The 25598-nt window shown below is 38.3% G+C and carries 19 protein-coding genes; 15 read left to right on the plus strand and 4 right to left on the minus strand.

What is annotated here, in order from left to right:
• Positions 1–6: 6 nt before the first annotated feature.
• Positions 7–855 carry a pantoate--beta-alanine ligase gene (gene panC / locus OLM56_RS04635; RefSeq protein ID WP_264528492.1) on the minus strand — a complete coding sequence of 283 codons (849 nt, stop codon included), beginning with the start codon at positions 853–855 and terminating at the stop codon, positions 7–9.
• A 106-nt stretch (positions 856–961) separates the two neighbouring features.
• Here panC and OLM56_RS04640 point away from each other — a divergent pair, with 106 nt between their 5' ends.
• From OLM56_RS04640 to OLM56_RS04675, 8 genes are all read left to right on the plus strand, one after another.
• Positions 962–1768: a glycogen/starch synthase gene (locus OLM56_RS04640; RefSeq protein WP_121376267.1), complete on the plus strand. Its 807-nt coding sequence runs from the start codon at positions 962–964 to the stop codon at positions 1766–1768.
• Between the two features lie 17 nt (positions 1769–1785).
• A complete protein-coding gene (locus OLM56_RS04645) occupies positions 1786–3402 on the plus strand; it encodes a DUF4270 domain-containing protein (protein ID WP_264528493.1) in 1617 nt (538 codons plus the stop codon).
• Between the two features lie 12 nt (positions 3403–3414).
• Positions 3415–5259, plus strand: coding sequence for a glutamine--fructose-6-phosphate transaminase (isomerizing) (glmS, locus tag OLM56_RS04650; protein ID WP_121375878.1), 1845 nt, complete (start codon positions 3415–3417; stop codon positions 5257–5259).
• 106 nt (positions 5260–5365) lie between these two features.
• A complete protein-coding gene (locus OLM56_RS04655) occupies positions 5366–8173 on the plus strand; it encodes a TonB-dependent receptor (RefSeq protein ID WP_264528494.1) in 2808 nt (935 codons plus the stop codon).
• A 29-nt stretch (positions 8174–8202) separates the two neighbouring features.
• Positions 8203–9714 carry a G-D-S-L family lipolytic protein gene (locus OLM56_RS04660; RefSeq protein WP_264528495.1) on the plus strand — a complete coding sequence of 504 codons (1512 nt, stop codon included), beginning with the start codon at positions 8203–8205 and terminating at the stop codon, positions 9712–9714.
• Positions 9715–9942: 228 nt separating this feature from the next.
• Positions 9943–11454 (plus strand): F0F1 ATP synthase subunit beta, encoded by a 1512-nt coding sequence (atpD, locus tag OLM56_RS04665; protein WP_121375881.1) that lies wholly within the window; start codon positions 9943–9945, stop codon positions 11452–11454.
• 47 nt (positions 11455–11501) lie between these two features.
• Positions 11502–11783, plus strand: coding sequence for a FoF1 ATP synthase subunit delta/epsilon (locus tag OLM56_RS04670; RefSeq protein ID WP_121375882.1), 282 nt, complete (start codon positions 11502–11504; stop codon positions 11781–11783).
• Between the two features lie 109 nt (positions 11784–11892).
• Positions 11893–13038 (plus strand): aminotransferase class I/II-fold pyridoxal phosphate-dependent enzyme, encoded by a 1146-nt coding sequence (locus OLM56_RS04675; protein ID WP_264528496.1) that lies wholly within the window; start codon positions 11893–11895, stop codon positions 13036–13038.
• Here OLM56_RS04675 and OLM56_RS04680 read toward each other — a convergent pair.
• On the minus strand, positions 13022–14113 hold the full coding sequence (locus tag OLM56_RS04680; RefSeq protein WP_264528497.1) for an AI-2E family transporter: 1092 nt from the start codon (positions 14111–14113) through the stop codon (positions 13022–13024). The genes OLM56_RS04675 and OLM56_RS04680 overlap by 17 nt on opposite strands.
• Positions 14114–14332: 219 nt before the next feature.
• Between OLM56_RS04680 and bioD the strand changes: the two genes are divergently transcribed.
• From bioD to OLM56_RS04695, 3 genes are read left to right on the plus strand one after another with little or no spacing between them, the layout of a single operon-like run.
• The gene (bioD, locus tag OLM56_RS04685; RefSeq protein ID WP_264528498.1) at positions 14333–14950 is read left to right on the plus strand and encodes a dethiobiotin synthase; all 618 of its coding nucleotides are present in this window, start codon (positions 14333–14335) and stop codon (positions 14948–14950) included.
• Positions 14951–14968: 18 nt separating this feature from the next.
• The gene (gene bioA / locus OLM56_RS04690) at positions 14969–16240 is read left to right on the plus strand and encodes an adenosylmethionine--8-amino-7-oxononanoate transaminase (RefSeq protein ID WP_264528499.1); all 1272 of its coding nucleotides are present in this window, start codon (positions 14969–14971) and stop codon (positions 16238–16240) included.
• A 60-nt stretch (positions 16241–16300) separates the two neighbouring features.
• A complete protein-coding gene (locus tag OLM56_RS04695; RefSeq protein ID WP_264528500.1) occupies positions 16301–17458 on the plus strand; it encodes a beta-ketoacyl synthase N-terminal-like domain-containing protein in 1158 nt (385 codons plus the stop codon).
• Between the two features lie 62 nt (positions 17459–17520).
• On the opposite strand, the gene OLM56_RS04700 is transcribed toward OLM56_RS04695, so the two are convergent.
• Positions 17521–21279, minus strand: a complete 3759-nt coding sequence (locus OLM56_RS04700; protein WP_264528501.1) for a T9SS sorting signal type C domain-containing protein — start codon at positions 21277–21279, stop codon at positions 17521–17523.
• Between the two features lie 209 nt (positions 21280–21488).
• The gene (locus OLM56_RS04705) at positions 21489–21974 is read right to left on the minus strand and encodes a regulatory protein RecX (protein WP_264528502.1); all 486 of its coding nucleotides are present in this window, start codon (positions 21972–21974) and stop codon (positions 21489–21491) included.
• A 666-nt stretch (positions 21975–22640) separates the two neighbouring features.
• Here OLM56_RS04705 and OLM56_RS04710 point away from each other — a divergent pair.
• The 4 genes from OLM56_RS04710 (at position 22641) to OLM56_RS04725 (ending at position 25576) form a co-directional block, all read left to right on the plus strand.
• Positions 22641–23249, plus strand: coding sequence for a fibronectin type III domain-containing protein (locus OLM56_RS04710; RefSeq protein ID WP_264528503.1), 609 nt, complete (start codon positions 22641–22643; stop codon positions 23247–23249).
• A 304-nt stretch (positions 23250–23553) separates the two neighbouring features.
• On the plus strand, positions 23554–23754 hold the full coding sequence (locus OLM56_RS04715) for a hypothetical protein (RefSeq protein WP_264528504.1): 201 nt from the start codon (positions 23554–23556) through the stop codon (positions 23752–23754).
• A gap of 700 nt (positions 23755–24454) precedes the next feature.
• Entirely contained in the window at positions 24455–24886 is a 432-nt protein-coding gene (locus OLM56_RS04720; RefSeq protein WP_264528505.1) for a helix-turn-helix domain-containing protein, read from the plus strand.
• Positions 24887–24916: 30 nt separating this feature from the next.
• Positions 24917–25576: a hypothetical protein gene (locus OLM56_RS04725; protein WP_264528506.1), complete on the plus strand. Its 660-nt coding sequence runs from the start codon at positions 24917–24919 to the stop codon at positions 25574–25576.
• Positions 25577–25598: the final 22 nt, after the last annotated feature.

Below are 25598 nucleotides of genomic sequence, written 5' to 3' on the forward strand. Positions count from 1 at the left end.
TATTTTTTAATTTAATGAAATATTATCTATCAAGCGGATACTGTTAATAAAAACAGCAATGAAAGCGCGGTATTTTTTACTGTTATCTTTTTCTTGTATCGGCAGTAATTGGTCTTCGTCTGCAATCTGAAAATACTCCAGCTTGAACTCTGGATTTTTTTTAAAAACGCTTTCAACCCAGTTGGTAACTTCTTTTGCACTTTCCGTGCCAAACTTTTCTTTGGCAGTTTTTAAGGTCTTGTATATCAGGGAAGCATCTTCTCTTTGTTGTGCAGAAAGTCTTTCATTTCGAGAGCTCATGGCTAGTCCGTTTTGTTCTCTGAATATAGGGCAGCCTATAACATTCACGGGCATTTGATGCTTTTCGACCATTTTTTTTACGATCTGCAGTTGCTGAAAATCTTTTTCTCCAAAATAGGCATTGGTAGGATGTACGATTTCAAAAAGGCGCTTGACAATTGTGCCGACACCGTCAAAATGTCCTGGTCGGTGCTCGCCTTCCATCTGGTTTTCTAATCCGTCGAAATTGAAAGAGGCAGATACGGTATTCCCGTTGTAGATATCCTCAACGCTAGGAGCAAAAACCAAAACCTCTTTGCTAACGTTTTCGATTTTTTGAGTGTCTTTTTCTAAAGTCCTTGGATATTTTTCTAAATCTTCAGCATTATTGAATTGGGTAGGATTTACAAAAATACTGACCACCGTTACTTGGTTTTCGCCAAGTGATTTTTCAATCAGTGACAAGTGTCCTTGGTGCAGTGCGCCCATTGTTGGAACAAACCCGATTGTCGTATTTTCTTTGGCAACCGACTTTAAATGGTTTTTGAGATCTTCTTGTCTGTTGAAAATGAGCATCAGCTTAAGATTAAATTGAGTGCAAACTTACCATTTTTGTTAATAACTGCATAAATTTTTGTAATTTTGCATGTTTTTATATGCAATAAATAAAGTTCAAAACAATATGGAGGATAAGAGGATATTGTATGTATCATCTGAGGTAGTACCTTACTTGGCTGAAAATGAAGTATCTATAATGTCATATGACGTTCCGAAAATGATCAATGATCAAGGGGGGCAGATTAGGATTTTTATGCCACGATATGGAAACATAAATGAAAGAAGGCATCAGCTGCATGAAGTTATACGTCTTTCTGGAATGAATCTGGTGGTAAATGATTTGGACATGCCGCTGATTATTAAGGTAGCTTCTATACCGAAAGAAAGAATCCAGGTTTATTTTATCGATAATGACGAGTATTTCAAGCGCAAAGCTACTTTTACGGACGAAGAAGGAGTTTTGTATCCGGATAACGACGAAAGAGCGATCTTTTTTGCAAAAGGAGTGGTTGAGACGGTAAAAAAACTAAACTGGGTTCCAGATATTATCCACGTTCATGGCTGGCTGGCTGGAATGCTTCCGATTTATATGAAGCACTATTATAAAGATGAGGCTTTGTTTTCTGAAACAAAAATAGTCACATCGGTTTACAGCCAAGGTTTTGAAGGAAACTTGGACATGGAAATGATGAAAAAAGTAGCTTTTGACGGTATTCCAAATGAATCGATCGAGCACTTGGCGGAGCCAAATTATGAGAACATAATCAAGGCTTCTGTTATGCACTCAGACGCTGTCATTATTGCTTCGGATGACCTGTCTCCAAGTTTAACAAAATTTATAGAATCATCGGGAAAACCTTTTTTACCTTTCGCCCCGAAAGATAAGTTTGCAGAAGCTTATACTAATTTCTATAGAAATCAAGTTTTATAAAAAACATTACTAAAAATATGCTTAATAATTCAATCTTTAAGAAGGTTCTTTTTCTTGTCATGGGCCTTGGATTTCTGCTTTCTTGCGACAGCGAATACAATTCCATAGGTGCGGACATTGTGGATGATAATGATCATTTTGGATTCATAAAAAATGACGCTTCTTCAATTGTTGCATTCAATCAAAAAACAGGCGCTGTCCAAACAAATAATCTTTCTGTAAATCCATTAGGCGTATTTGATAGTGGTATTTTCGGAAAAACTACAGCAAATTTTGTTACGCAAGTAGAGCTAAAAAGCGAAAATCCTAAATTTAGGGATGTACCTTCCTCAGCAAAGATAAAATCAGTAGTCTTGAACATACCTTATTATACTACTTTCCTTAAGACAGAAACTGATGGTAGCAACAAGTATGAGCTTGATTCTGTTTACGGGAATATCGCCAATAAAATAAAACTGGGCGTTTATGAAAACGGCTATTATTTAAGAGATTTTGATCCAAACGGCGGTTTTGTTGATGCGCAGAAATTCTATTCTGACCAAAATGCTGTTTTTAACAGTGTCAAAGGAGCAAGATTAAACGATTCTTCAGATTTAAGCCAGAACGATCAATTTGCGTTCAGTCCGTTAGAACATGTGATCCAGCCAGAAGAAGAAGGCGGTGATATAGTAAGAGAACTTCCGAGCATGAAGCTGAACTTAAACAAAGATTTTTTCTATAATAAATTGATCGCGTCTAGCGGCAACTTGGTAAACAATAACGTTTTTAAAAATCATTTTAAAGGATTGTATTTCCAAGTAGAAGAAATTTCAGGCAGCGCTTTGGCTTTGTTGGATTTTTCAAAAGGAACCATCACCATGACGTATGAAGATAAGAAAATAAAAATCGTAAACGGTGAAGAAGTTGATGATGGTGTTGAAGAAAAAACACTTGTTCTTAACTTAAAAGGAAACACGGTAAGCTTGTTGGATAATGCCTCTACAAGCGCCAGCCAAACGTATGATAATATAGTAGGTAATCCGGTAACAGGAGATCAAAAATTATATTTGAAAGGCGGAAATGGTTCTGTAGCGATGATTGATTTGTTCGGAGGTGGCGAATCTGCTGAATTAGAAGCGCTGAGAACTGAAGCAATTTCGAATAACTGGCTTATCAATGAAGCCAACTTGGTTTTTTATGTCGATCAGCCTACAATGACGAATAATACGGATCCGAATAGGATTTATGTGTATAACGCAAAAGATAACATTCCATTGGTAGATTATCTTTTTGATACGTCAAATGGTGGAGGAAAAACTAAATATTCGAAAGTAACTTTTGGCGGAATTGTCAAGCTGACAGGAAATGCTGACGATACAAATAGAAAAGGAATTCAATATAAGGTCAGGATTACAGAACACATTAAAAGAGTATTGCTTAAAGACTCTACCAACGTAAGATTGGGTGTTTCTGTAACCGAAGATATTGTTAAATCAACTAGCGTGGCATTGCGAACGCCTTCACCGGCTTTCAAAAAAGTGCCTTTCTCTTCAGTAATGAGTCCGCTTGGAACAGTTCTTTTTGGAAGTGCTCCGGTACCATCTAATGAAAACAAGAGATTAAAGCTTGAAATTTATTACACTAAGCCTAACTAATACGATAAAATTATGTGTGGAATCGTTGGATATATTGGTCATAGAGATGCATATCCTATTATCATAAAAGGACTAAAAAGATTAGAATACAGAGGTTACGATAGTGCAGGGATTATGCTATATGATGGCGAGTCCATGAAAGTATCGAAGACAAAAGGAAAAGTGTCTGACCTTGAAGAAAAAGCAAAAGAAATTTCCACAAACGGAAATATCGGAATCGGCCATACGCGTTGGGCGACACATGGTGTCCCGAATGATGTGAATTCACATCCGCATCTTTCCAATTCAGGAGATTTGGCAATCATCCATAACGGAATCATCGAAAATTATGAGCCGTTAAAAAAAGAGCTGATCAAGAGAGGCTATGTTTTCAAATCGGATACCGATACCGAAGTCTTGGTAAATCTTATCGAAGACGTTCAGAAAAAAGACAAACTAAAATTAGGAAAAGCAGTTCAGATTGCCTTGAACCAGGTAGTAGGAGCCTATGCGATAGCTGTTTTTGATGTAAAAAAACCAGACGAAATCGTTGTGGCCCGTTTGGGAAGCCCTTTGGCTATCGGAATAGGTGAAGATGAATTCTTCATCGCTTCTGATGCTTCTCCATTTATCGAATATACTTCCAATGCTATTTACTTGGAAGATGAAGAGATGGCTATTGTTAGAAAGAACAAATCCATCAAAGTAAGAAAAATCAAAGATGATTCTTTGGTAGATCCTTATGTTCAAGAGCTTCAGATGAATCTTGAGCAGATTGAAAAAGGAGGCTACGAGCATTTTATGTTGAAAGAAATCTATGAGCAGCCAAGCGTAATCAAGGATACCTATAGAGGAAGACTTCTGGCCAACAAAGGAATCATCCAAATGGCCGGTATTGAAGATAATCTTGAAAAATTCCTCAATGCAGAAAGAATTATCATTGTAGCTTGTGGAACTTCATGGCATGCCGGATTGGTTGCAGAGTATATTTTTGAAGAATTTGCAAGAATCCCGGTTGAAGTAGAATATGCCTCAGAATTTAGATACAGAAACCCAATCATCAACCCAAAAGATGTAGTTATCGCTATTTCGCAATCAGGTGAAACGGCAGATACGCTTGCAGCGATTAAGTTGGCGAAAGAAAGAGGAGCTTTTGTCTTTGGAGTATGTAACGTAGTGGGTTCGTCTATTTCGCGCGAGACACACGCAGGTGCTTATACGCACGCTGGTCCAGAAATCGGAGTAGCTTCAACAAAAGCATTTACGACTCAAATTACAATTCTGACATTGATATCGCTTCGTTTGGCTAAAGCAAAAGGAACTTTATCTAATTCAGATTTCCACAGATACCTTCAAGAATTAGAGGTTATTCCTGAAAAAGTAGCCGAAGCGCTTGCTACAAATGATATTGCAAAAACTATTGCTTCTATTTATAAAGACGCTCCAAACTGTCTTTATCTAGGAAGAGGTTATAATTTCCCAGTGGCATTAGAAGGCGCCTTAAAGCTAAAAGAGATATCGTATATCCATGCTGAAGGCTATCCTGCGGCAGAAATGAAACACGGTCCGATTGCCTTGATTGACGAAAAAATGCCAGTTATTGTAATTGCTCCAAAACAAGGACACTATGATAAAGTTGTCAGCAATATTCAGGAAATTAAATCTAGAAGCGGTAAAATTATCGCTGTGGTTACAAAAGGCGATACGCAAGTAAGAGAATTAGCTGATCATGTAATCGAAATTCCAGATACTGCAGAAGCGCTGACTCCGTTATTGACTACAATTCCGTTGCAACTATTATCTTACCACATTGCTGTCATGAGAGGATGTAATGTCGACCAGCCTAGGAACTTAGCAAAATCTGTGACTGTAGAATAGACAGTATTTTATAAAAAATATTATTAAAAGCGAGAAATTTTCTCGCTTTTTTTATTGATATCAAATTTATTTGTACTTTGGCTATATAAACTAACAAATTCAAACCATGAGAGTGTATTTTATTATTTTGTCATTGCTATTCTGTGGAGTCACCTTTGCCCAGAATTCAATTTCAGGAGTCGTTACTGATGAAACGAATCAGCCCCTTCCTGGAGTAAGCATTAAGGTAGTTGGAGAGTCGACATCTACAGTGACAGATGTTGAAGGAAAGTTCCTTCTGAAGCCAACAAAGCAACCCCCGTACAATGTTGAGATTTCAAGCGTTGGTTATGCTACGCAATCGATTGAAGTCAAAACATCAGGACAAAAATTAGAAGTACAGCTTTTAAGCCAAGATATTAATCTTGACGAAATCGTAGTGTCGGCTTCTAGAACACCGGAAAGAATTCTTGAATCTCCCGTAACCATTGAAAGAATGGGAATTAAGGATGTAAAGAACACTTCTTCGGCAACTTTCTATGATGGTTTGGAAAACCTTAAAGAGGTTCACTTCAACACCAGCAGCTTGTCGTTCAAATCCATCAATACTAGAGGATTTGCTACGGTGGCTAACACGCGTTTCATGCAGCTGGTTGATGGAATGGACAACTCTTCGCCAGCATTGAATTTTGTTTTAGGAAACTTGATCGGACTTTCTGAGCTGGATGTTCAGAGTGTTGAGTTGCTTCCAGGAGCTTCTTCAGCTTTGTATGGTGCCAATGCCTTCAACGGAATCTTATTTATGAACAGTAGAAGTCCTTTTGACCATGAAGGCATCAGTTTCTATGCAAGATATGGTAAGACCAACCAAAAGCTGGCCGGAACAAATGATTATTATGATTTTGGTATTCGCGTGGCCCACAAATTCTCTGATGTTTTTGCAGCCAAAGCGAATTTTACATATTTAAAAGCGACCGAATGGATTGCTGGTGATGAAAGAAGTATGACTAATGGCGGACTTGGCCATGGAATCAACCAGAACTATGACGGTTTGAATATTTATGGTGATGAGGTGACTACGTTTATTCCAAACGTAGGACAAGTGAGCAGAACAGGTTATTATGAAGAAGATATCAACGATAACTCTATCGAAAGCGTAAAAGCAGATTTTTCTTTGCATTTCAAGCCAATGAAAGATGATTTCGAAGTAATCCTGCAACATAAAGTAGGTATCGGAAGCACTATCTATCAAGGAGCAAACAGATACAGATTGGAAGACTTTATCATGCAACAAAGCAAAATAGAAATTAAAAACAGAAACTTCTTTGTACGTGCTTATATGACAACTGAAGATGCTGGTAATTCTTATGATATGCGTTTTGCAGCGTGGAATGTCAACAGAGCATGGAAGACCGACCAAGAATGGTTTACAAACTATGCAACAGCTTACCAACTTTCAAGTGCTGTTATGGGGGCAAATACAACCCAGGCTGCTGGAATTGCAAGACAATTTGCAGACTATAATCAATTGCCTGCTGCGCTTGCTGGCTTGCCACAATTTGCAGTTCAGCCAACAGGAGGTCCACGATTTATGCCGGGTTCGCCTGAATTCAACAATGCTTTAGCAACAGTTATTCAAAATCCTGACCTGACTAAAGGAGCAAGATTTATAGACCAGTCACAATTGTACCATGCGGATGCAAACTATAACTTTAAAGAACTTATTGACATTGCAGAAATCCAAGTAGGTGGATCTTTCAGAAAATATAAGTTAGATTCTCAAGGAACAATCTTTACAGATTTTGACGGGCCTATCAAATATGACGAGTATGGTATTTATACCCAAGTTCAAAAGAAATTCATGGAAGACAGGTTGAAATTTACAGGATCTATCCGTTATGATAAATCACAAAACTTCGACGGACAGTATTCTCCAAGAATATCATTTGTGTATTCTGCTGGCGAAAGAAAAAATCACAATTTCAGAGTGTCATTCCAAACAGGTTTCAGAAACCCAACCACTCAAGATCAATACATTGGTTTGGATTTAGGGCCATTTGCTTTAGTAGGTTCTGCTGAAGACAACCTTGACCGTTACGTAGAGACGATGAACGTAAGTGCGGCGGGACAAGCTTTAGGAGCTCCAGCTACTGTTACTTTATCAGGAAGAGATGCATACAATTCTGCTGTATATTCTGTACCTTCAGTTCAAGCGTTCTCATTATCTCAAAATCCTGCCGATTTAGAAATCGTGAACATCAAGCTAGTAAAACCGGAACAAGTTAAGGCTTTCGAGGTAGGATATAAATCAGTTACTGAAAATGGAATTGCAGTCGATTTGAATGCGTATTACAACATTTATAATGATTTCATGAGCACTTCTCGTGTAATCAGACCTTATTATGGAGAAGTTGGAGCTGATTTGGCAAATCCAAATGTTCTTTTAGGATTGCAAGCTTTGTCAAACGGAGACCGTAGAGTATACCAAGTTTACACGAACACGACTGAAGATGTAACTTCTTTCGGATTCGGTGTAGGATTGTCTAAAAAAATCTACAAAGATTTTGAATTCGGAATCAACTACAACCATGCACAATTTGATTTTGACCAAGCAAAAGATCCTTCTTTCATAGCAGGTTTCAATACGCCTAAACATAGAGTGAAAGCGTCTCTTGGTAATCAAAATTTGTTCAAGAATTTTGGATTCAACTTTAATGCAAGATGGAGCGACGAATATCTATGGCAGTCTTCTTTTGCCGACGGTATGATTCCAGCAGTAACTGTTTTTGATGCTCAGATGAATTATGCAGTTCCGTCTATGAAATCAGTATTCAAAATAAGCGCATCGAATCTTTTCGGAAACGATTACCTTCAAGTTATCGGAGCAGGAAGAATTGGACAGCAATATCTAGTTTCTTGGATTATCAATCCTTAAATTAAGACTAACGTTATAAAAATAATATTATGATAAAAAATTTCAAATGGTTGCTCTTTGCTTCTTTAAGCTTGAGTATTGCCTGTTCAGATGATGATTCGGAGTCTACAGAAATTCCGGTATCGCCAGGATCTGCTGATTTTTCAAAATATGTTGCCTTAGGAGATTCGTTTGCGGCGGGTTATAGTGATAACGCTCTTTTCAAAAGAGGTCAAGAAAATTCATATCCTAGCTTTTTAGCACAGCAATTCGCATTAGTAGGAGGTGGAGATTTCACCGTGCCTTACATGGTTGATAATGTTGGAGGATTTTCATTAGGCGGAAACCAGGTGCCTCAATTCCCTACAAGGTTGTATTTTAACGGTGTAGGACCTGTAAATGTTTCAGGTGTTTCGGGCACGGCAATAACAGATCAGTTAACAGGAACGTATAACAATATGGGGGTTCCGGGATCGAAAAGCTTCCACCTGACTATAGCTGGATACGGTGCGGCAAATCCTTATTTTGGAAGATTTGACTCTTCAGCAGCAGCTTCTGTTATAGGCGATGCGGTTGCTCAGAATCCGACATTTTTCTCCTTATGGATTGGAGGAAATGATGTCTTAAGCTATGCTATTTCTGGAGGTGTTGGTGTTAATCGCACAGGAAACTTGGATCCTTCTACGTATGGTTCTAATGATATCACAGACCCTACTGTTTTTGATAATGTATATAATGGTCTTGTTACAGCTTTGACGGCGAATGGCGCTAAAGGAGTTGTTGCTAATCTTCCTTATATCAATACACTTCCATATTTCACGACAGTTCCTTACAATCCGGTTCCGCTAGATGCAGCTACGGCTAACCAATTGAATACACAATTGTTAGGTCCAGTAAAACAAATACTGACTGCTCTTGGGCAGGGAGATCGTTTGACAACGTTAACAGCAGGAACTTCAAATCCGTTGCTGATTAAAGATGAATCTTTAGTAGACTATTCTGCTCAAATCACGGGCGCTTTAATTGGTGCTGGTGTTCCGGCTCCACAGGCAGGCTTAATGGGCAGCTTATACGGACAAGCACGACATGCCAAAAAACTAGCCAACGGAAGCTTTGTGGATTACATTCTATTGCCAACGCGTACAATTATCGGAACGCCACAAGCAGGAGTTCCAGCTCCTTTTAATACAATTGGAGTTACCTATCCGTTGCAAGATGGTTCTGTGTTGACGAATGCTGAAGTAGGAGAAGTAAGAGTAGCTACTGATGCTTACAATATCACAATTCAAAACGCAGCAAATGCAAAAGGCTTGGCATTGGTAGATACAAAAGCAATAATGAGCCAGTTGTTGAACGGAGGAATCCGTTTCGGCAACCACCATTTAACGGCTACTTATGTGACCGGTGGTGCTTTCTCTCTAGATGGTATCCATCCTTCAGCAAGAGGTTATGCTTTTATAGCAAATGAATTCCTAAAATCAATAAGCGCGACCTATGGTTCTTCTATGCCGGCTATTAATATAGGAAACTACCCGATCCAATATCCACAATCTTTAAATTAAGGTTATACTCATAAAAAAAGCCATTATGTGAAAGCATAATGGCTTTTTTTGTTTTTAATAATTCTGCATACTTATTGTCTTGCTGCTCATTAAACAGACAATCCTATATTTTTTTCGTATTTTTTTATAAAAACATTATTAAATTTTCATTTTTAAAACTATCTTTGCGCTCTGAAAAAAGAGGTGTTTTTCATAAACCTAAATAGCTATTTAATAAATACATAAGTAATGTCAAAAGTAATAGGAAAAGTTGCTCAAATCATTGGTCCAGTAGTTGACGTAGTTTTCAACGGTAAGGATGTTGAACTTCCAAAAATTTATGATTCATTAGAAATCACTAAAAAAGACGGTACATTATTAGTACTTGAAGTACAATCTCACATTGGAGAAAACACTGTTCGTACAATCTCAATGGACTCTACAGATGGTTTAAGCAGAGGCTATGAAGTTGTTGGTACAGGAAACCCAATCAAAATGCCAATCGGTCCAGATGTTTACGGTCGTTTATTCAACGTAATCGGAGATGCTATCGATGGTTTGGGAGATTTGCCAAAAACTGGTGAAAACGGATTGTCTATTCACCGTCAAGCACCAAAATTCGAAGATTTATCTACATCTTCTGAAGTTTTATTCACAGGTATCAAAGTAATCGATTTGATCGAGCCTTATGCAAAAGGAGGAAAAATTGGATTATTCGGTGGTGCTGGTGTTGGTAAAACAGTATTGATTCAGGAGTTGATTAACAATATTGCAAAAGGTCACGGTGGTCTTTCTGTATTCGCAGGAGTAGGTGAAAGAACACGTGAAGGAAATGACTTGCTTCGTGAGATGTTAGAGTCAGGAATTATCAAATACGGAGAAGAATTCATGCACTCTATGGAAAATGGAGGATGGGATTTGTCTAAAGTTGATAAATTAGGAATGAGAGAGTCTAAAGCTACTTTCGTTTTCGGTCAGATGAATGAGCCACCAGGAGCTCGTGCTCGTGTAGCACTTTCTGGACTTTCTATCGCTGAATACTTCCGTGATGGAGCGGGTTCTGATCAAGGAAAAGACGTTCTTTTCTTCGTTGATAACATCTTCCGTTTTACACAAGCTGGTTCTGAGGTGTCTGCACTTTTAGGACGTATGCCATCTGCGGTAGGTTACCAACCAACATTAGCAACAGAAATGGGTGCGATGCAAGAGCGTATCACATCAACAAATAAAGGATCTATTACATCGGTACAGGCGGTTTACGTTCCTGCGGATGACTTAACGGATCCAGCACCGGCAACAACATTTGCCCACTTAGATGCAACAACAGTATTGTCTCGTAAAATTGCTGAGTTAGGTATCTATCCTGCAGTAGATCCATTGGATTCTACTTCAAGAATCTTGACACCACATATCTTAGGTGATGAGCACTACAACTGTGCACAAAGAGTAAAAGAAATTCTTCAAAAATACAAACAATTACAAGATATCATAGCGATTCTTGGTATGGAAGAGCTTTCTGAAGAAGATAAACTATCAGTTTCTAGAGCTCGTCGTGTACAACGTTTCTTGTCTCAGCCATTCCACGTAGCAGAGCAGTTTACAGGTATCCCTGGAGTTTTGGTTGATATTAAAGATACTATCAAAGGATTCAACATGATCATTGATGGAGAATTAGACCACCTTCCAGAAGCGGCTTTCAACTTGAAAGGAACTATCGAAGATGCTATCGAAGCTGGACAAAAAATGTTAGCTGAAGCTTAATATTTAATAGCTTAAAGCCTAAAGCTTAAAGCCTAAAGCAAAAAAAAATGTATTTAGAAATTATATCGCCAGAAGCAAAATTATTTTCAGGACCTGTAACTTCGGTTACTGTTCCAGGAATTGACGGAGAATTCCAAATGCTGAACCATCACGCCGCAATTATTTCCATCTTGGCAAAAGGGGATATCAAGATTGCTGCTGACAGCTTTACTTTTCCAAAAGAAGCAGAAGGCAAGTTCTTTTTAGGAGATGACAAAAAATACCATTTGCCTATCGAATCGGGAACTTTAGAAATGAACGACAATAAAATCAACATTCTAGTAGAGTAGTCTGATTTTATTCCAATAAAAAAGCCTGGCAGTAATGCTGGGCTTTTTTATTTTGTATTAGAAAAGCCTTCTTCCAAACAAAAACAAAAGTTGCTTACATTTGCCCCATATGAAACGATTTCCACTCTCTTTATCACACAAAATCGAGCAGCGAGTACAAAGCAATTCGTTTAGAATATTGCCAGAACCAAACGATTTAGTCGATTTTGCCTCGAATGATTATTTAGGATTCTCAAAATCTGAGGCCATCTTTAATCAAACGCATCAATACCTTTTGAATCATCGGATAATCAAAAATGGCGCTACGGGTTCTCGTCTCTTATCCGGAAATCACATCGTTTACAAAGAATCGGAAGAATATATTGCTCAATTCCATGAAGCAGAAACAGCGCTCCTGTTTAATTCTGGATACGATGCCAATGTCGGTTTTTTTAGTGCTGTGCCGCAACGCAACGATATTATCTTGTATGACGAATACAGCCATGCTTCCATTCGAGACGGCATTCGGCTTTCTAATGCGAAATCCTTTAAATTTCAGCATAACGATCTAGAAGATTTAGAAGCTTTGGTTTTTAAATACAAGTCCGACAAATCCGAAATTTATATTGTGACGGAATCTGTTTTTTCTATGGACGGCGATTCGCCTGATCTCGAAAAGCTCGCTGCACTATCAGAAAATAATGGCTGTTATTTGGTTATTGATGAAGCTCATGCGTTAGGCGTTTTCGGAGAAAAAGGACAAGGACTCATTCAGGATCTCAACCTACAAGACAAAGTTTTTGCCAGACTTATGACTTTCGGAAAAGGATTGGGCTGCCATGGCGCCGCCATTTTAGGGACGCCGGATTTGAAAGACTATCTTGTCAACTTTGCAAGAAGCTTTATCTATACGACAGCCTTATCGCCACATTCTGTAGCAGGAATTTTAACCGCCTATAAAAATCTAGAAGCCCAGAAATCAGAAATCCAAAATCTGAAAGAAAACATCCTTTATTTCAATCAAGAAAAGCAGCGGATAGGATTAAAACAAATCTTTGTCCGAAATAAATCAGCGATTCAATCTGCCATATTGCCCGGCAATGAAAAAGTAAAAGCAATTGCTAAAAAACTGCAGGAAAACGGATTTGACGTAAAGGCTATTCTTTCGCCGACAGTTCCAGAAAATCAAGAACGACTGCGTTTCTGCCTGCATAGTTTTAATTCCAAAGAAGAAATTACCAATGTTTTAGAAATGCTTGCTAGGTTTTTATTCTAGGCCTTCGAGGCTTGAACCAATGCGTATCCTCTTCACCGAACAAATAAGCGTAGGGCTCCGTATCGGGACTCAATTCAAATAGCTTTTTCAAGATCGCAATTGTCGGGATGATTAAGATCATTCCTACTACTCCCCAAATGGCACCTCCAATCAATAATCCTAAAAAGGTAACAAAGGCATTCAGGTTTACATTCGCTCCCGTAATTTTTGGTGTCAGAAAACTGCTTTCCATAAACTGGATTAACGTAAAGGCGACGACTACCGCAAGAGGATAGAACAGACTGTCTTTGGTTAGCAAAGCAAAAGTAAAAGGCATCAGGGCGCCTACAAAAGGACCTACATACGGGATGATGTTCAAAAGTCCGGCAATCATGCCAAAAAAGATAGCATGCTTGATTCCTAAAGCAAACAATACGGCTGTATTCACGATTCCTAAAATAATCATTACTTTTCCAGCACCGATAATATAAGCATGAACAATCCTTCGGATCGAAACCATATGTTCTATAAGCACTTTATTTCGTTGTTTTTCGAATACTTTCGTGACAAAAACAGCCAGATGATCTCTATAAATCAATAAGAAAAAGATAAAAACAGGCAGAAGGATAATGTTAGATAACGTTCCGATTGTCGTAAAAAGCATTTCAGAGATATTCGTATTTCCTGATTGAACGAGCGCCATTATTTTCTTTATTTCAAAACCATTTCCCATACCCATATCAAGCCCTATGAATTGCTCGATGCTCGTATTTATTTTTATGGCAAACTTGTTCAGGCTTTCTTCCATGTTCATCTCCACATCGTTTGTAAAGGTCTGCAGCTGCGTGACAATAAAGTATATGAGCCCCAGCGTCAGCAAAATAATAATAAGAAGCGCGATAAAAGCACTCAACGATCTTGGGATTTTCCATTGTTCTAAGCGATTGCAGAAAGAAGTCATCAGCATAGCGATATAACCCGAAACAAGCAGAGGAACTAATATTGCCTTAGCCATGATCATAAAAAAGATGATAATGATAATAAGCAATGAGATATAAACGGCCTTCATGTAAGATGGTACTTTTGCTATTGTCATTTGGTCTAGAGTGTTAAATTAAAGGGATGGTTCTATCAAATTTAGCAATTAAAACAACGGTTACGTTCAAAGACTACAATAAAATCTTACGAAATTCACATGTTTTTAAGCGTTAGGGCAGTATCCATGAGACTTCCATAAAAATTATAATTCAGTGGCTCCTGCAGTATCAATTCCAAATCGTACCTTTGAAATATTCAATCTGCAGAGTATACAAACATGAAAATTTTCATTACAGGAATAGGAACTGATGTAGGAAAAACAATTGCTTCAGCGATTATCACCGAAAGCCTTGAGGCTGATTATTGGAAACCCATCCAAGCTGGTGATGCCGACAATTCTGACAGCCATAAAATAGCATCGCTGCTTTCTAATCCAAAGACTAAAATCCATCCGAACAGTTACTTGTTGCAAACGCCTGCAAGCCCGCATCTGGCAGCTTCACTTGATGGAATTACGATAGATAATAAGAAAATAAAAGAACCCAAGACCAAAAACCATCTTGTAATTGAAGGCGCTGGCGGTATTTTCGTGCCTCTCAATGATAAAGACACTATCATCGACTTGATTCAAGACGACTATAAAGTGATTGTAGTTTCCAGACATTATTTGGGAAGTATCAATCATACATTGCTGACGATTGCTGCCCTGCAAAGCAAGAAATTGGATATTGCAGGAATTGTCTTTAACGGCAACGAAAATAAAGCGACCGAAGAAATCATATTGAGCAAGACCGGATTAAAATATATAGGAAGAATAGACGACGAACCGTATTTTGATAAAAACGTGATCCGCGAATATGCCGACCTGTTTGCCGAGAATCTGAAAAGCCTTTAAGAACTAAGAAACAACAACATGACCCTTTCTGAAAGAGACCAAAAACACAACTGGCATCCCTATACGCAACATAAACTGGCGAAACCCGCTATTGCGATCTCAAAAGGCGAAGGCGCTCTGTTATGGGATGAAAACGGAAAAGAATATATTGATGCGATCGCTTCGTGGTGGGTAAATCCGTACGGGCATAGCAATAAATTTATTGCAGATGCCATTTATGCGCAGCTCACTTCCCTAGAACACGTTTTGTTTGGCGGCTTTACGCACGAACCTGCTGTATTGCTTTCAGAAAAACTAATGGAAATCCTGCCAAGCAACCAAAAGAAGCTGTTTTATTCAGACAACGGGTCGACAGCTGTAGAGATTGCTTTGAAAGTAGCCTTGCAATATTACTACAATAAAGGAGAGAAACGTACCAAAATCATTGCTTTCGAAAATGCCTTTCACGGCGATACGTTTGCGGCAATGGCGGCCAGCGGAATTTCTTTCTTTACTGAAGCTTTCCGAGGCTCGCTGATTGAAGTGGTGCGTATTCCGGTTCCGACAAAAGGAAAGGAGAAGGAATCTTTTGAAGCTTTAGCACAATTGACCAAGACGAATGAGTTTGCCGCTTTTATTTTTGAACCATTGGTGCAAGGCGCGGCGGGTATGGTCATGTATGAAACCTTTGCGCTAGACAAGCTTATGGCAATCTGCAAAGAAAATGCTGTCTTTACAATTGCAGACGAAGTCATGACCGGATTTGGAAAGACCGGACAGCATTTTGCTTGTGATTATCTTGAAAACGAACCCGATATGATGTGCCTGTCGAAAGCCTTGACAGGAGGAACGATTCCTATGGCAATCACGACATTTACTCAAGAATTGTTTGAAGGTTTTTATGATGATGATGTCAACAAAGCATTGTTCCACGGACATACTTTTACTGCAAACCCAACCGGATGTGCCGCAGCGCTTGCCAGCCTAGAACTGCTTCAGACTGTTGAAATGCAAAAGAACATCCAAAGAATACATCAAAACCATCTTCGATTTCAGGAAAAGATCAACAGCCATCCAAGAGTGAAGGAAACCCGAACACTAGGAGTAATCTTTGCCTTAGAGATACAAAGAGATACGGCAGAAAGCTACTACGGAGATTTCCGAAACAAGCTCTATGATTTTTTTATTGAAAACGGAATCATCCTCCGCCCGGTTGGAAACATCGTCTATATTTTGCCTCCGTATATCATTTCAGACAAGCAGCTGGAAAAAGTATATGCTGTTGTCGAACAAGCCTTGGAAATAGTTTAAATTTGTTTCGAAAACAATCTTGTAAGGACTCAACTTTTACAAGGTTTTAATGCTTCTATTTTGCTTCAAAAAATTGCCATAACATCTATATCCTCCATTTCGCCCTTAGGGAGTGCTCCAGAACGTATTTGGAAGCAGTATCTAAAAGAGGACACTTTGATTTCTAATACTACTATAGGAGAAACAACTGCTTTAGCTTCTCGATTGCCCGACGATCTGAAAGATCAGGTAGAAGCCTTGCGGAATTCCGAAAGCAAATACAAGAACCTAGACGATTCTGTCTTATATGCTATTCTTGCTTCCCGAAAGGCGATAGAAAATGCCGGATGGAAAGAGGGAGATGATTTCGGAATCAATATCGGTTCTTCCAGAGGGGCTACCCAGTTATTCGAAAAGCATTTTCAAGAATTTTTAGAAACAGGAAAGACGCATACGCTGGCTTCTCCGACGACTACGTTGGGCAATATCTCATCATGGGTCGCCCACGACTTAAATAGCCAGGGACCAGAAATTTCACATTCCATCACTTGCTCGACTGCTTTGCATGCGTTGCTGAACGGCATTGCTTGGCTGCGTTCCGGAATGGCAGCTAAGTTTTTAGTAGGCGGCAGCGAAGCGCCGCTGACTCCTTTTACAATTGCACAGATGAATGCTTTAAAGATCTATTCCAAAAGCACAGCTCCGTTTCCGTGCCGCGCGTTTGACAGGCAGAAAACTCAAAACTCAATGGTATTGGGCGAAGGAGCATCTGTGGCTTGTTTGGAAGTAGGCGAAAGCCAAAATGCTTTGGCGTATATTGAAGGAATTGGTTTTGCAACCGAAATTTTAGAACACAGCATTTCTATTTCTGCAGAAGCGCAATGCTTCCAGAAGTCCATGAAAATGGCTTTGGGTGAAATAGATCCCAGTGAGATTGATGCTATCGTGATGCATGCGCCGGGAACTATAAAAGGGGATTCGTCGGAACTGAAAGCAATCGAATTGCTGTTCGGTGACAACCTTCCGATGCTGACTACCAACAAATGGAAGATAGGGCACACGTTTGGCGCTTCGGGCATGTTAAATGTAGAGCTGGCCATCTTGATGATGCAGCATCAGAAATTTATCAAAGTTCCTTTCGCGGAAGCGCAACAAGAACGAAAATCCATCCGCAAGGTATTGATCAATGCTGTCGGTTTTGGCGGCAATGCAGTCAGCATAGTACTGGCAAAACCGTAGACATAAAAAAAATCCCATAAACAAGATTATTGCTTATGGGATTTGAAGTGAATTAACTAGTCTTAATTCATGATTACTTTTTTAGATACCGTTACGTTGTTATCTAAAGTTATTTTTGCTACCACAACTTGAGTTCCTACATTAATTCCTGTAGTTGTGAATTCGTTGCTGTTGATTCCTTTTTTAGTAAAGATTTCTTTTCCAGTCAAGTCAAATACTTGAACGTTGTCGATTGTAAAGTGGTCTGCTTTGATAGCAATCTGACCGCCGTTTTTGTATACTACGATATCATTTGCATCTACAACCGGAGTATCTACACCTAGAGACTCATTAACATAGCGGATTTCAAATCTTGAGTTGAATGTTCCTGCTGCTGTCGTGAATGTATATCTGTCATTCTTGATGTTGTGTACCGTTCCTGTAAGTCTGTCTACTAAGAATACTTTTTGGTCTTCAAACAAACCGTCAACACTTTCGATACCGATGCTGTAATCACCTGCCGCAGCGGCCATGAATCCTAATGGCACTACATCTGTATTGCTGAAAGGCAATGCTCTACCTTGGATAACCAATTTGTTTGCATCAAGCATAGAGTATAGTGCAGTTCCAGAAGCATACGTCATTCCGTCGTAAGCATCATCAAGGTTGTTTGTAGCTCCGTCGATATAGCCTACCAAAATCTCATTATAAGCACCAGCTGCATTCGTAATGTTCAACCACAATCTGTGTTTTTCGATTGCTGTTGGTTGCTCTTCGCCAGCTTCTTCTTCGCTGCTTTGTGTCACAGGACGAGTTGGGTTGCTCGTTCTTAAGAATTGATCGTTAGTTCCATTTTGAGCTACTCTCATTGCGTTATTGAAAACGATAGTACCGTTTACTTTTCCTTCCACAAAGAATCCTTGGCCAGAAGCAATGTTTCCTTTGTGTTTGTTTCCAGAATTGTTTCCACAAGTCGTACAGTTGTTTGTTTCTCCAATTCCTGTTGCTCCAGTCGCATTATACGAAATGTAGCTTGCAGGATTGTAGTTGTACACTCCGTTTGCATCTGGAGTAGAGCTTACCGCAATATTATGTGTCCAGAAATAGAATGTTCCTTTAATTATGCCTTTGTTTGCTTCATAAAACTTATCAGCGCTGATAGCCGATGGATATGGATTTCCGATCAAGTTTGATTTTAATGTCGCACCGATCTTGATATCAAGTGTTTTTTGTCCGTTGTTTGGCGCACCAGCAAATTGCGTTTGGAAAACAGCAGGAGCTGTAGTTGAATATTGCTGAGGCGCTCTAACGATATAACCTTTTCCAGTCTGCATTTGAGCCGCTCCGTTCATTTCTGTAACCCATCCGTTTCCGGCAGCATTATAGCTTAGGTATTTATCAGCTAATGTGTTTGGAGAAAGATCATGCAATGTCCAGTCTGCAGCAGCAACAGGAGAAGACCAGTACGTAAAGTCATAACGAGTCACAGGAGTCGTGTTTCTTTTTACGATTATCTTTCCGCTGTTAGCAGCGTTGTCATTAACTTGAACGATGCTTGCGTTATTTTCTACTACTACATTAGCAGTAGGAGCTACTACTAATTCATTTTTAATGATCAGGTTTACGCCTGAGTTTATTTTCAAGTTTTTGTTTGCGCTAACTGTGCAAGAACAAACCGTTACGCTTTCGCTTAATTGCAAATCGCCGTTGATTACAATTGCAGCACCTTCAGGAGAAGTACTCCAAGAAGTTCCGTTATAGGTTGCATTGACAGCAGTTAAAGATACTTTTACGTTAGCATAACCGCCTACTTCTCTTGTTACTACCTCGATAGTCGAATTGCTGTCAAGAGCAAAGATTCCTACAGATGTTGGAGTAGGGTTTTCACCGCTCCATCCTGCGTTGTAGAAAACAGATGTTCCGTTGATGTATACTCTAGTTTCATCATCCCAATTGTCCATGTTGATTTGGTATTTTCCGCAAGGGAAACCTTTTCTTTTGTGAACCATTGTGAAATCGTCAACTTGAACAGCACATCCTACCCATCCTGCAGAATATGATGGAGACGTTTCTTTATTCCATCCATTGTTTGCCGTATCTTGTGTGTTTACGCCTAAAGTGTTTTGTACATAGTATCCAGCATAGTAAGATAAAGCGGGAGTCATGCTGCCTGTGTTATAACCGTATACGTTCCATGTGTTGTTCCCGAAAGCTGTCGGATCTCCAGAAGGCGTAGTTATTGTTACCGTTGTCGTAGCAGCTGCAGTTGGAGTCGAACATGGCGTTGCATTGATTCTTCTTACCCAGTAGGTTGTTGTAGCCGTTGGAGAAACAGTGATTGAAGCACCAGTTCCAGAAAGTATGTTAGAACCTACAGTTCCAGTTCCCCATTGGTACGTTGATCCTGTACCGCCAGTAGCTGTTAATGTTACCGAACCTCCGCCACATAATGTTGTAGCTCCGCTGATTGATGTTGGAGCTGTTGCTGTTGCAGTAGCTACCGTAATTTGTAATGTGATTCCTGTTGTTGTAAAGTTACATGGAGCAGCACCTACTCTTCTTACCCAGTACGTTGTTGTAGCTGTTGGAGAAACAGTAATTGAAGCCGTAGTTCCAGAGATTACGTTTGAACCTACAACAGTTCCAGTTCCCCACTCGTAGGTACTAGTATTAGCTGAACCCCCTCCTGCTGTTAAAGTAACAGAATTGCCAGAACAGATTGTATTGTTTGTTGCGTTTGAAGTTAACGTTGTTGGAGCTGTTGGAGAGTTCGCACAAGTGTAATCAAAAGACACTTGAGAATCTGCACCTCTTTCATAATATTCCAAAACAAAAGTAACATTCGTAGTAGAAGCAAACGTTTTTGTTGTTGATCCTGTTGTATATCCGTGATCTGACCAGTCGCTGATTGAATATCCAGATTCGCCGTTAATTTTTAATCTATAACCGTCGTCACCACCCACTGTAAAAGTATATGTACCTGCTGGGAAGCTTTTGGTCATTTTATAAGAAGTATAGAAATTGTCTGTTGGCTGTTGGCAAAGAACAGTTGTTAGTCCAGATACAGCACCGCTACCTACATTTCTGTTGAATGTTGCATTTTCTGTAACATACCCTAAATAAGTTGTAGCTGCTGGCGTTCCAGAATAAGAATACACATAACCTCTCCAGAAATCAGTTGGCGAAAGCGCAGGGTTTCCTTGTGGTGTACAAGTTGGAGTAACCGTTCCTGTAATTGTTGGGCCTGAATTATTGTGAGATGCTGGCGCACTATCGTTGTAACCGTGTCTGATTCTGATTCTTGGTCCATCCCAATATTGATCAAGTCTTCCGTATGCAGTTATTCTTATGTAAACTGTTTCGTTAGATTGTACCGTAATTCCTGTCAAAGGAACAGAAACAGCAGTGAAGTTTCTGTTAGATGTATTTAGGTTAGTGTTTGTATAAAGCACAGTTCCATTAGATGGAAAGCTAGCATCTTTAGAATAGTATACTTGCATTCTAGTCATACCACTATTTGTATCATAATTTTGGTATTCAAAATTGAATTGGCTCAAATCGATCTTATTTCCGCTATTCGCAGTAATCGATACTTGAACGTATTTTGAATAGTTTGGCGTATTAGAATATGGCCATGTAGAAGTAAGGAAGGCATTTCCGTTGTTTCCCCAGTTATCAACTGAGAAACCTACATTAGATCCTGTAATATTGCCTGCAGAAATATTAGAAGCTATCACATACGGATTAGCTTGTTGATTAGCTCCATCCCAACGCACTAATGTCGTTTGTGAAATTGCAAAAATAGGCAGTAAGAAAACTAAAAATGATAACAAATTTTTCATAGGTCAAGTGTCTTTATTCTGATAGGGTGAGGCAAATGTATGTCCAGCCTATGCATCAAAAGAAGCTTTTAAGTGCCTATTTTTCAGGTTTTCGATGACGTGTATTTTTTCATCGGCGAAATGCAGAAATCAACGAAAACGTTTTCGTAAAAATTGTAGGAAAAAAGTGTTTTTTTTAAAAAAAAGGTATAGAAATGGTGTGCTAAGCTCTAGCCCAATTTTTCTAATTCGATGGCTTTTTCATAAATCAGATTGCTTTCATAACCTTTTCGAAGGAAAAAATCGCAGAACTTTTTGCGTTTTTTTAAGGTATTTTTTTCAGAAATCGTATCCCAGAATTTTTCAGCAGCCAAATCAAAAGTGTCGAAATATTCGTCTTGTATTTCTTTAAGTGCAGTATCGATATTGTATTTAGATATGTGTCTTGATTTCAACTCATTAACGATTCTGATTTTTCCCCAATGTTTGATACGGTGTTTTCCGCGGGCAAAACTGCAGGCAAAACGCTCTTCGTTCAAGAAATTGTTCTCGATCAGGTGTACAATAACGGAGTCGATTACGGTTTGTGAGGTAGTAAACGTTTTTAGCTTTTGGATAACTTCTTCGTGACAGCGCTCCTGATAGGCACAATAAATTTCTGCCTTTTTGGTGATTTCTTCTAGAGAGAAGCTTTTCTGTTCTGGTTTTTGGCGCATTACGAAATAAGTTTAGCTGGCTATAAAAGTATAAAAAAGGCGCTTTAGAAAAGCATAAAAAACCAAGCAGCAGCTCTTATGTGCTGTTTTGGTTTTTAGGCATTCTAACAAATCCTGTCCAAATTTCACCAAATTTTACCCAAGTCAAAAAAACAGTTACACCCAAAAACTGACCACTTACGCCTGTATTTGACCACTTATTACTTTTCGGTTGCGTTTTTAGCATCGAACTTTTAGTATTGTATCAAGAAAACAGAAGTAATCCGACTTTGGTTTGCTTCATCATTAAAGAAACTATGTGTAAAGCTATTAACTCTAGTATACAGAAGAATGAAAACGGCACCACGCTGGTTGAGCTCTGCATGGAGCGGATGTATTATAACACAACGTTCTTTCAAAATAACATCAGGCTGGTGTTATACAACAAGAAGCTGCAGCTCGATAACACCGGTTTGATGTCATACAACATCCAGCTGGTGTACTATAACAGAGGTTTGATGTTGTATAACAGGAAGTCTATGGTATGCAACACCACACCCATGTTATGCAACATAGGTCTGATGTTATGAGCAACAGCCTATTGTTGTATAACACTATATCAATACTTTGTGGAATTTCAGGCTTTTATACCCATCTCAATATTAATTAATTTAAAACTTGAAAAGTATGTCTAAAATTAAAATCATTACCTCGTTCAGCAGATATAGTGATGCTGACTTGGAGCAAAAAGCTGAGCTGATTGCAGACAGCATGACCAACAATGCCAATTTCGAAAGCCCGGAGCCTGCAATTTCTGTCTTGCAGGCCGCCACTACCGCTTTTGATACGGCTATTATTAAAGCCAAAGAGGGCGGCAAGACAGAAAAGCTGATCCGAGAACTCAAAAGAGAAGAACTGATTGGCATCTTAGACAAGCTGGCGCTGTATGTGCAGATGAAAGGTGACGGAAACGATGCTGCCTTGGCCAGCTCTGGTTTCTCGCTCAGTAAGATTCGGAATATAGTAGGCGCTTTGCCGAAACCGCAAAACTTTGCGCTGCATGCAGAAAACGTAGGCAAGATAAAGCTAAGCCTAAAGCCTGTTCGCGGCGCAAAAAGCTACTTGTATGAATACCGCAAAAAGGGCGAAGAAGTGTGGGAGATTATGGTGTATACCAAAACCACACTCGTGCTTACTGATCTACAAAGCGGGCAGCAGTATGAATTTAGGGTTGCTCCCGTAGGCAGTTCGACCGAAAAGACATATAGCGAGGTGCTGAGCAGTTATATTTTATAGTTTAGAGTGGATAGTGGATAGTTTATAGTGGGTTGTTGCTTTGAAGATGTTTTTGGTTTTGTAGGTTGCTTATTCTGTTTTGCAGCTTCTAGTTCACTCCTTTATGACTTTTCAACTTTATAACTTTCAACTTTCAACTATAAACTATCCATTATCAATTATTCATTTCCAACTATTCACTATGTAACAGTGAAGAAAAGAGTGCGCTTTTTGGGGTTAAGTGTTTGTGGGAAAGCATTGATAAGATGTAAACGTTATAATTCGATAGTTAAAGGAATTTTTTGATAAGGCTAAATTTTATATAATGAAATCTATAGTAAGAAGCATATTTATGTACTACTTTGTTGGTGCGGCATTAACAGGAAGCTTATATAAATTAATATATAATCCTGAAGATGAGTCAATACTTAAATTGCTAATTGTGAATATAGTCATGTTGGCTATTGCGTATATGTTTTCTTATTTTGGATATCTTGCAGATAAGAAGAAGAACGATACTCATTAAAAAATTTAAGTAGAAGTCTTTGTCTGCCGAAAGATGGAAACAGCAAATAAAATAAATTCAAAAACCAGATAATCAAAGAACATCTCTAATATCTATTAAATAAACTTAGTGCCATGAAAACCTTAACATTATATAGATTGCTGTTGTACGTAAGCTTATTTTCATTAGCCTATTTTATATATTTAGTCTATATATTCTATTATCCTCCCACAGATGGATATGTAATTCATGCAATTCAATTTATAGGAGAATTAATTACAATACCCTTGCTTTTGGTTACAGTATTCAATTTTATTTTTAGTTTATATAAAATTATAAAAGAGATAGAGGTAAAAAAATACCTTATCGTGTTTATACTAAATACGGCAACAATTGTTTTTTTGGGAGTTGTAACATATGCAGATCTTAATCATCGTTTATAAATTCTATTCTTTAATAACTACTTTCATTAATGGCGATCCTATATGCAGCAAGTGAGTTTTGTTTTCAACTTTCGGCGCATAACGAATCGCTGTTTTACAAGAATGAAACATCGAGATTTTAAGATAAGCCTATATAATTTAAGCACTCACTACACTAGATAAAGCAAACCTTGATAGCAGTACAAAAACTATAAACTATCCACTTCCAACTATAAACTACCCACTATCCACTATCAACTAATTTTTCTATATTTAACAAAAATTTTATACTTACGATTATGATACACAACGACATGCCACACAAAAAAATACACCAAGGAAGAAACATCAAGCGCTTTCGCGAAATGTTGGGCATCAAGCAAGAAGCTTTGGCTTTTGAGCTTGGTGACGACTGGAACCAAAAGAAAATATCTTTGCTAGAACAGAAAGAAACGGTAGAAGCCAACATACTCGCGCAGGTGGCTAAAATATTAAAAGTGCCTGTAGAAGCTTTTGAGAATTTTGATGAGGAACAGGCTGTGAATATTATTGCGAATACATTTAATATTGATAAGGACGCTTATATTGGAAACTCAAATCCAACTTTCAATATCAACCCAATTGATGAAATAAAAAAACTTCATGAAGAAAAGATTGCTTTGTATGAGCGTATGTTGAAGGAGAAGGATGAGATGATGGCGCGGTTGGAGAAGTTGTTAGAGAGGAAATAGACGTTTGCTTAAAAAGAAAAACAACCCGTTATGATAGAAGAACTTATAAAAAAAACCAACGACAAAGAGTTTTATAATGATTGTGATTTGAAACTCGAATCATATAGCTTTCGAACTTCAGATAGTACTTTTGAAATGATACTTTCAATTAATCAGAATAGTTATGATATTCCGGTCGAATATGAAGAGTGGAAATTGACTTGTAGCAATACTGAAAAATTTGATGGATTTTTTTGGAGCCTGACTTTACCATACGTTAAAATGAAAATCTTGGACAAGCATCCATTATTACTAATTTTTCATGAAAATGAACTTGAATGTGAAATTATAGGAAAACCAGAAAACGTCAGTGAATTTATTGGCGACATTAATAACGTTCTGGAAAAAGAAACTGGAAATTGGATTACTTTAAAAGAGTATTTTTTGAATAATGAAGAATATTACAAGAAATACTCAAAGAGAACAATCAATATTCCAAAATCTTTGGAAAAACCTTTTAGAGTAATATGTGAAAAACATAAATTAAATTTTCAATTAAATAATGAAATTATCGGTGATAAAAAAGGTTGCGCTGACAAACCAAAGTCAAAAATTTTAATGTTTGGAAATGAAGATGTAAGTCCAAATGATTTTAATCTGAATCAACCATTTATAATAGCAGAAGAATTTACCGCAGAAAGAATTAAATAACTGTAACTGCATACAAACCAGA

This window comes from Flavobacterium sp. N2550, assembly GCF_025947265.1.
In the GTDB taxonomy this organism is placed as follows: Bacteria; Bacteroidota; Bacteroidia; order Flavobacteriales; family Flavobacteriaceae; genus Flavobacterium; species Flavobacterium endophyticum.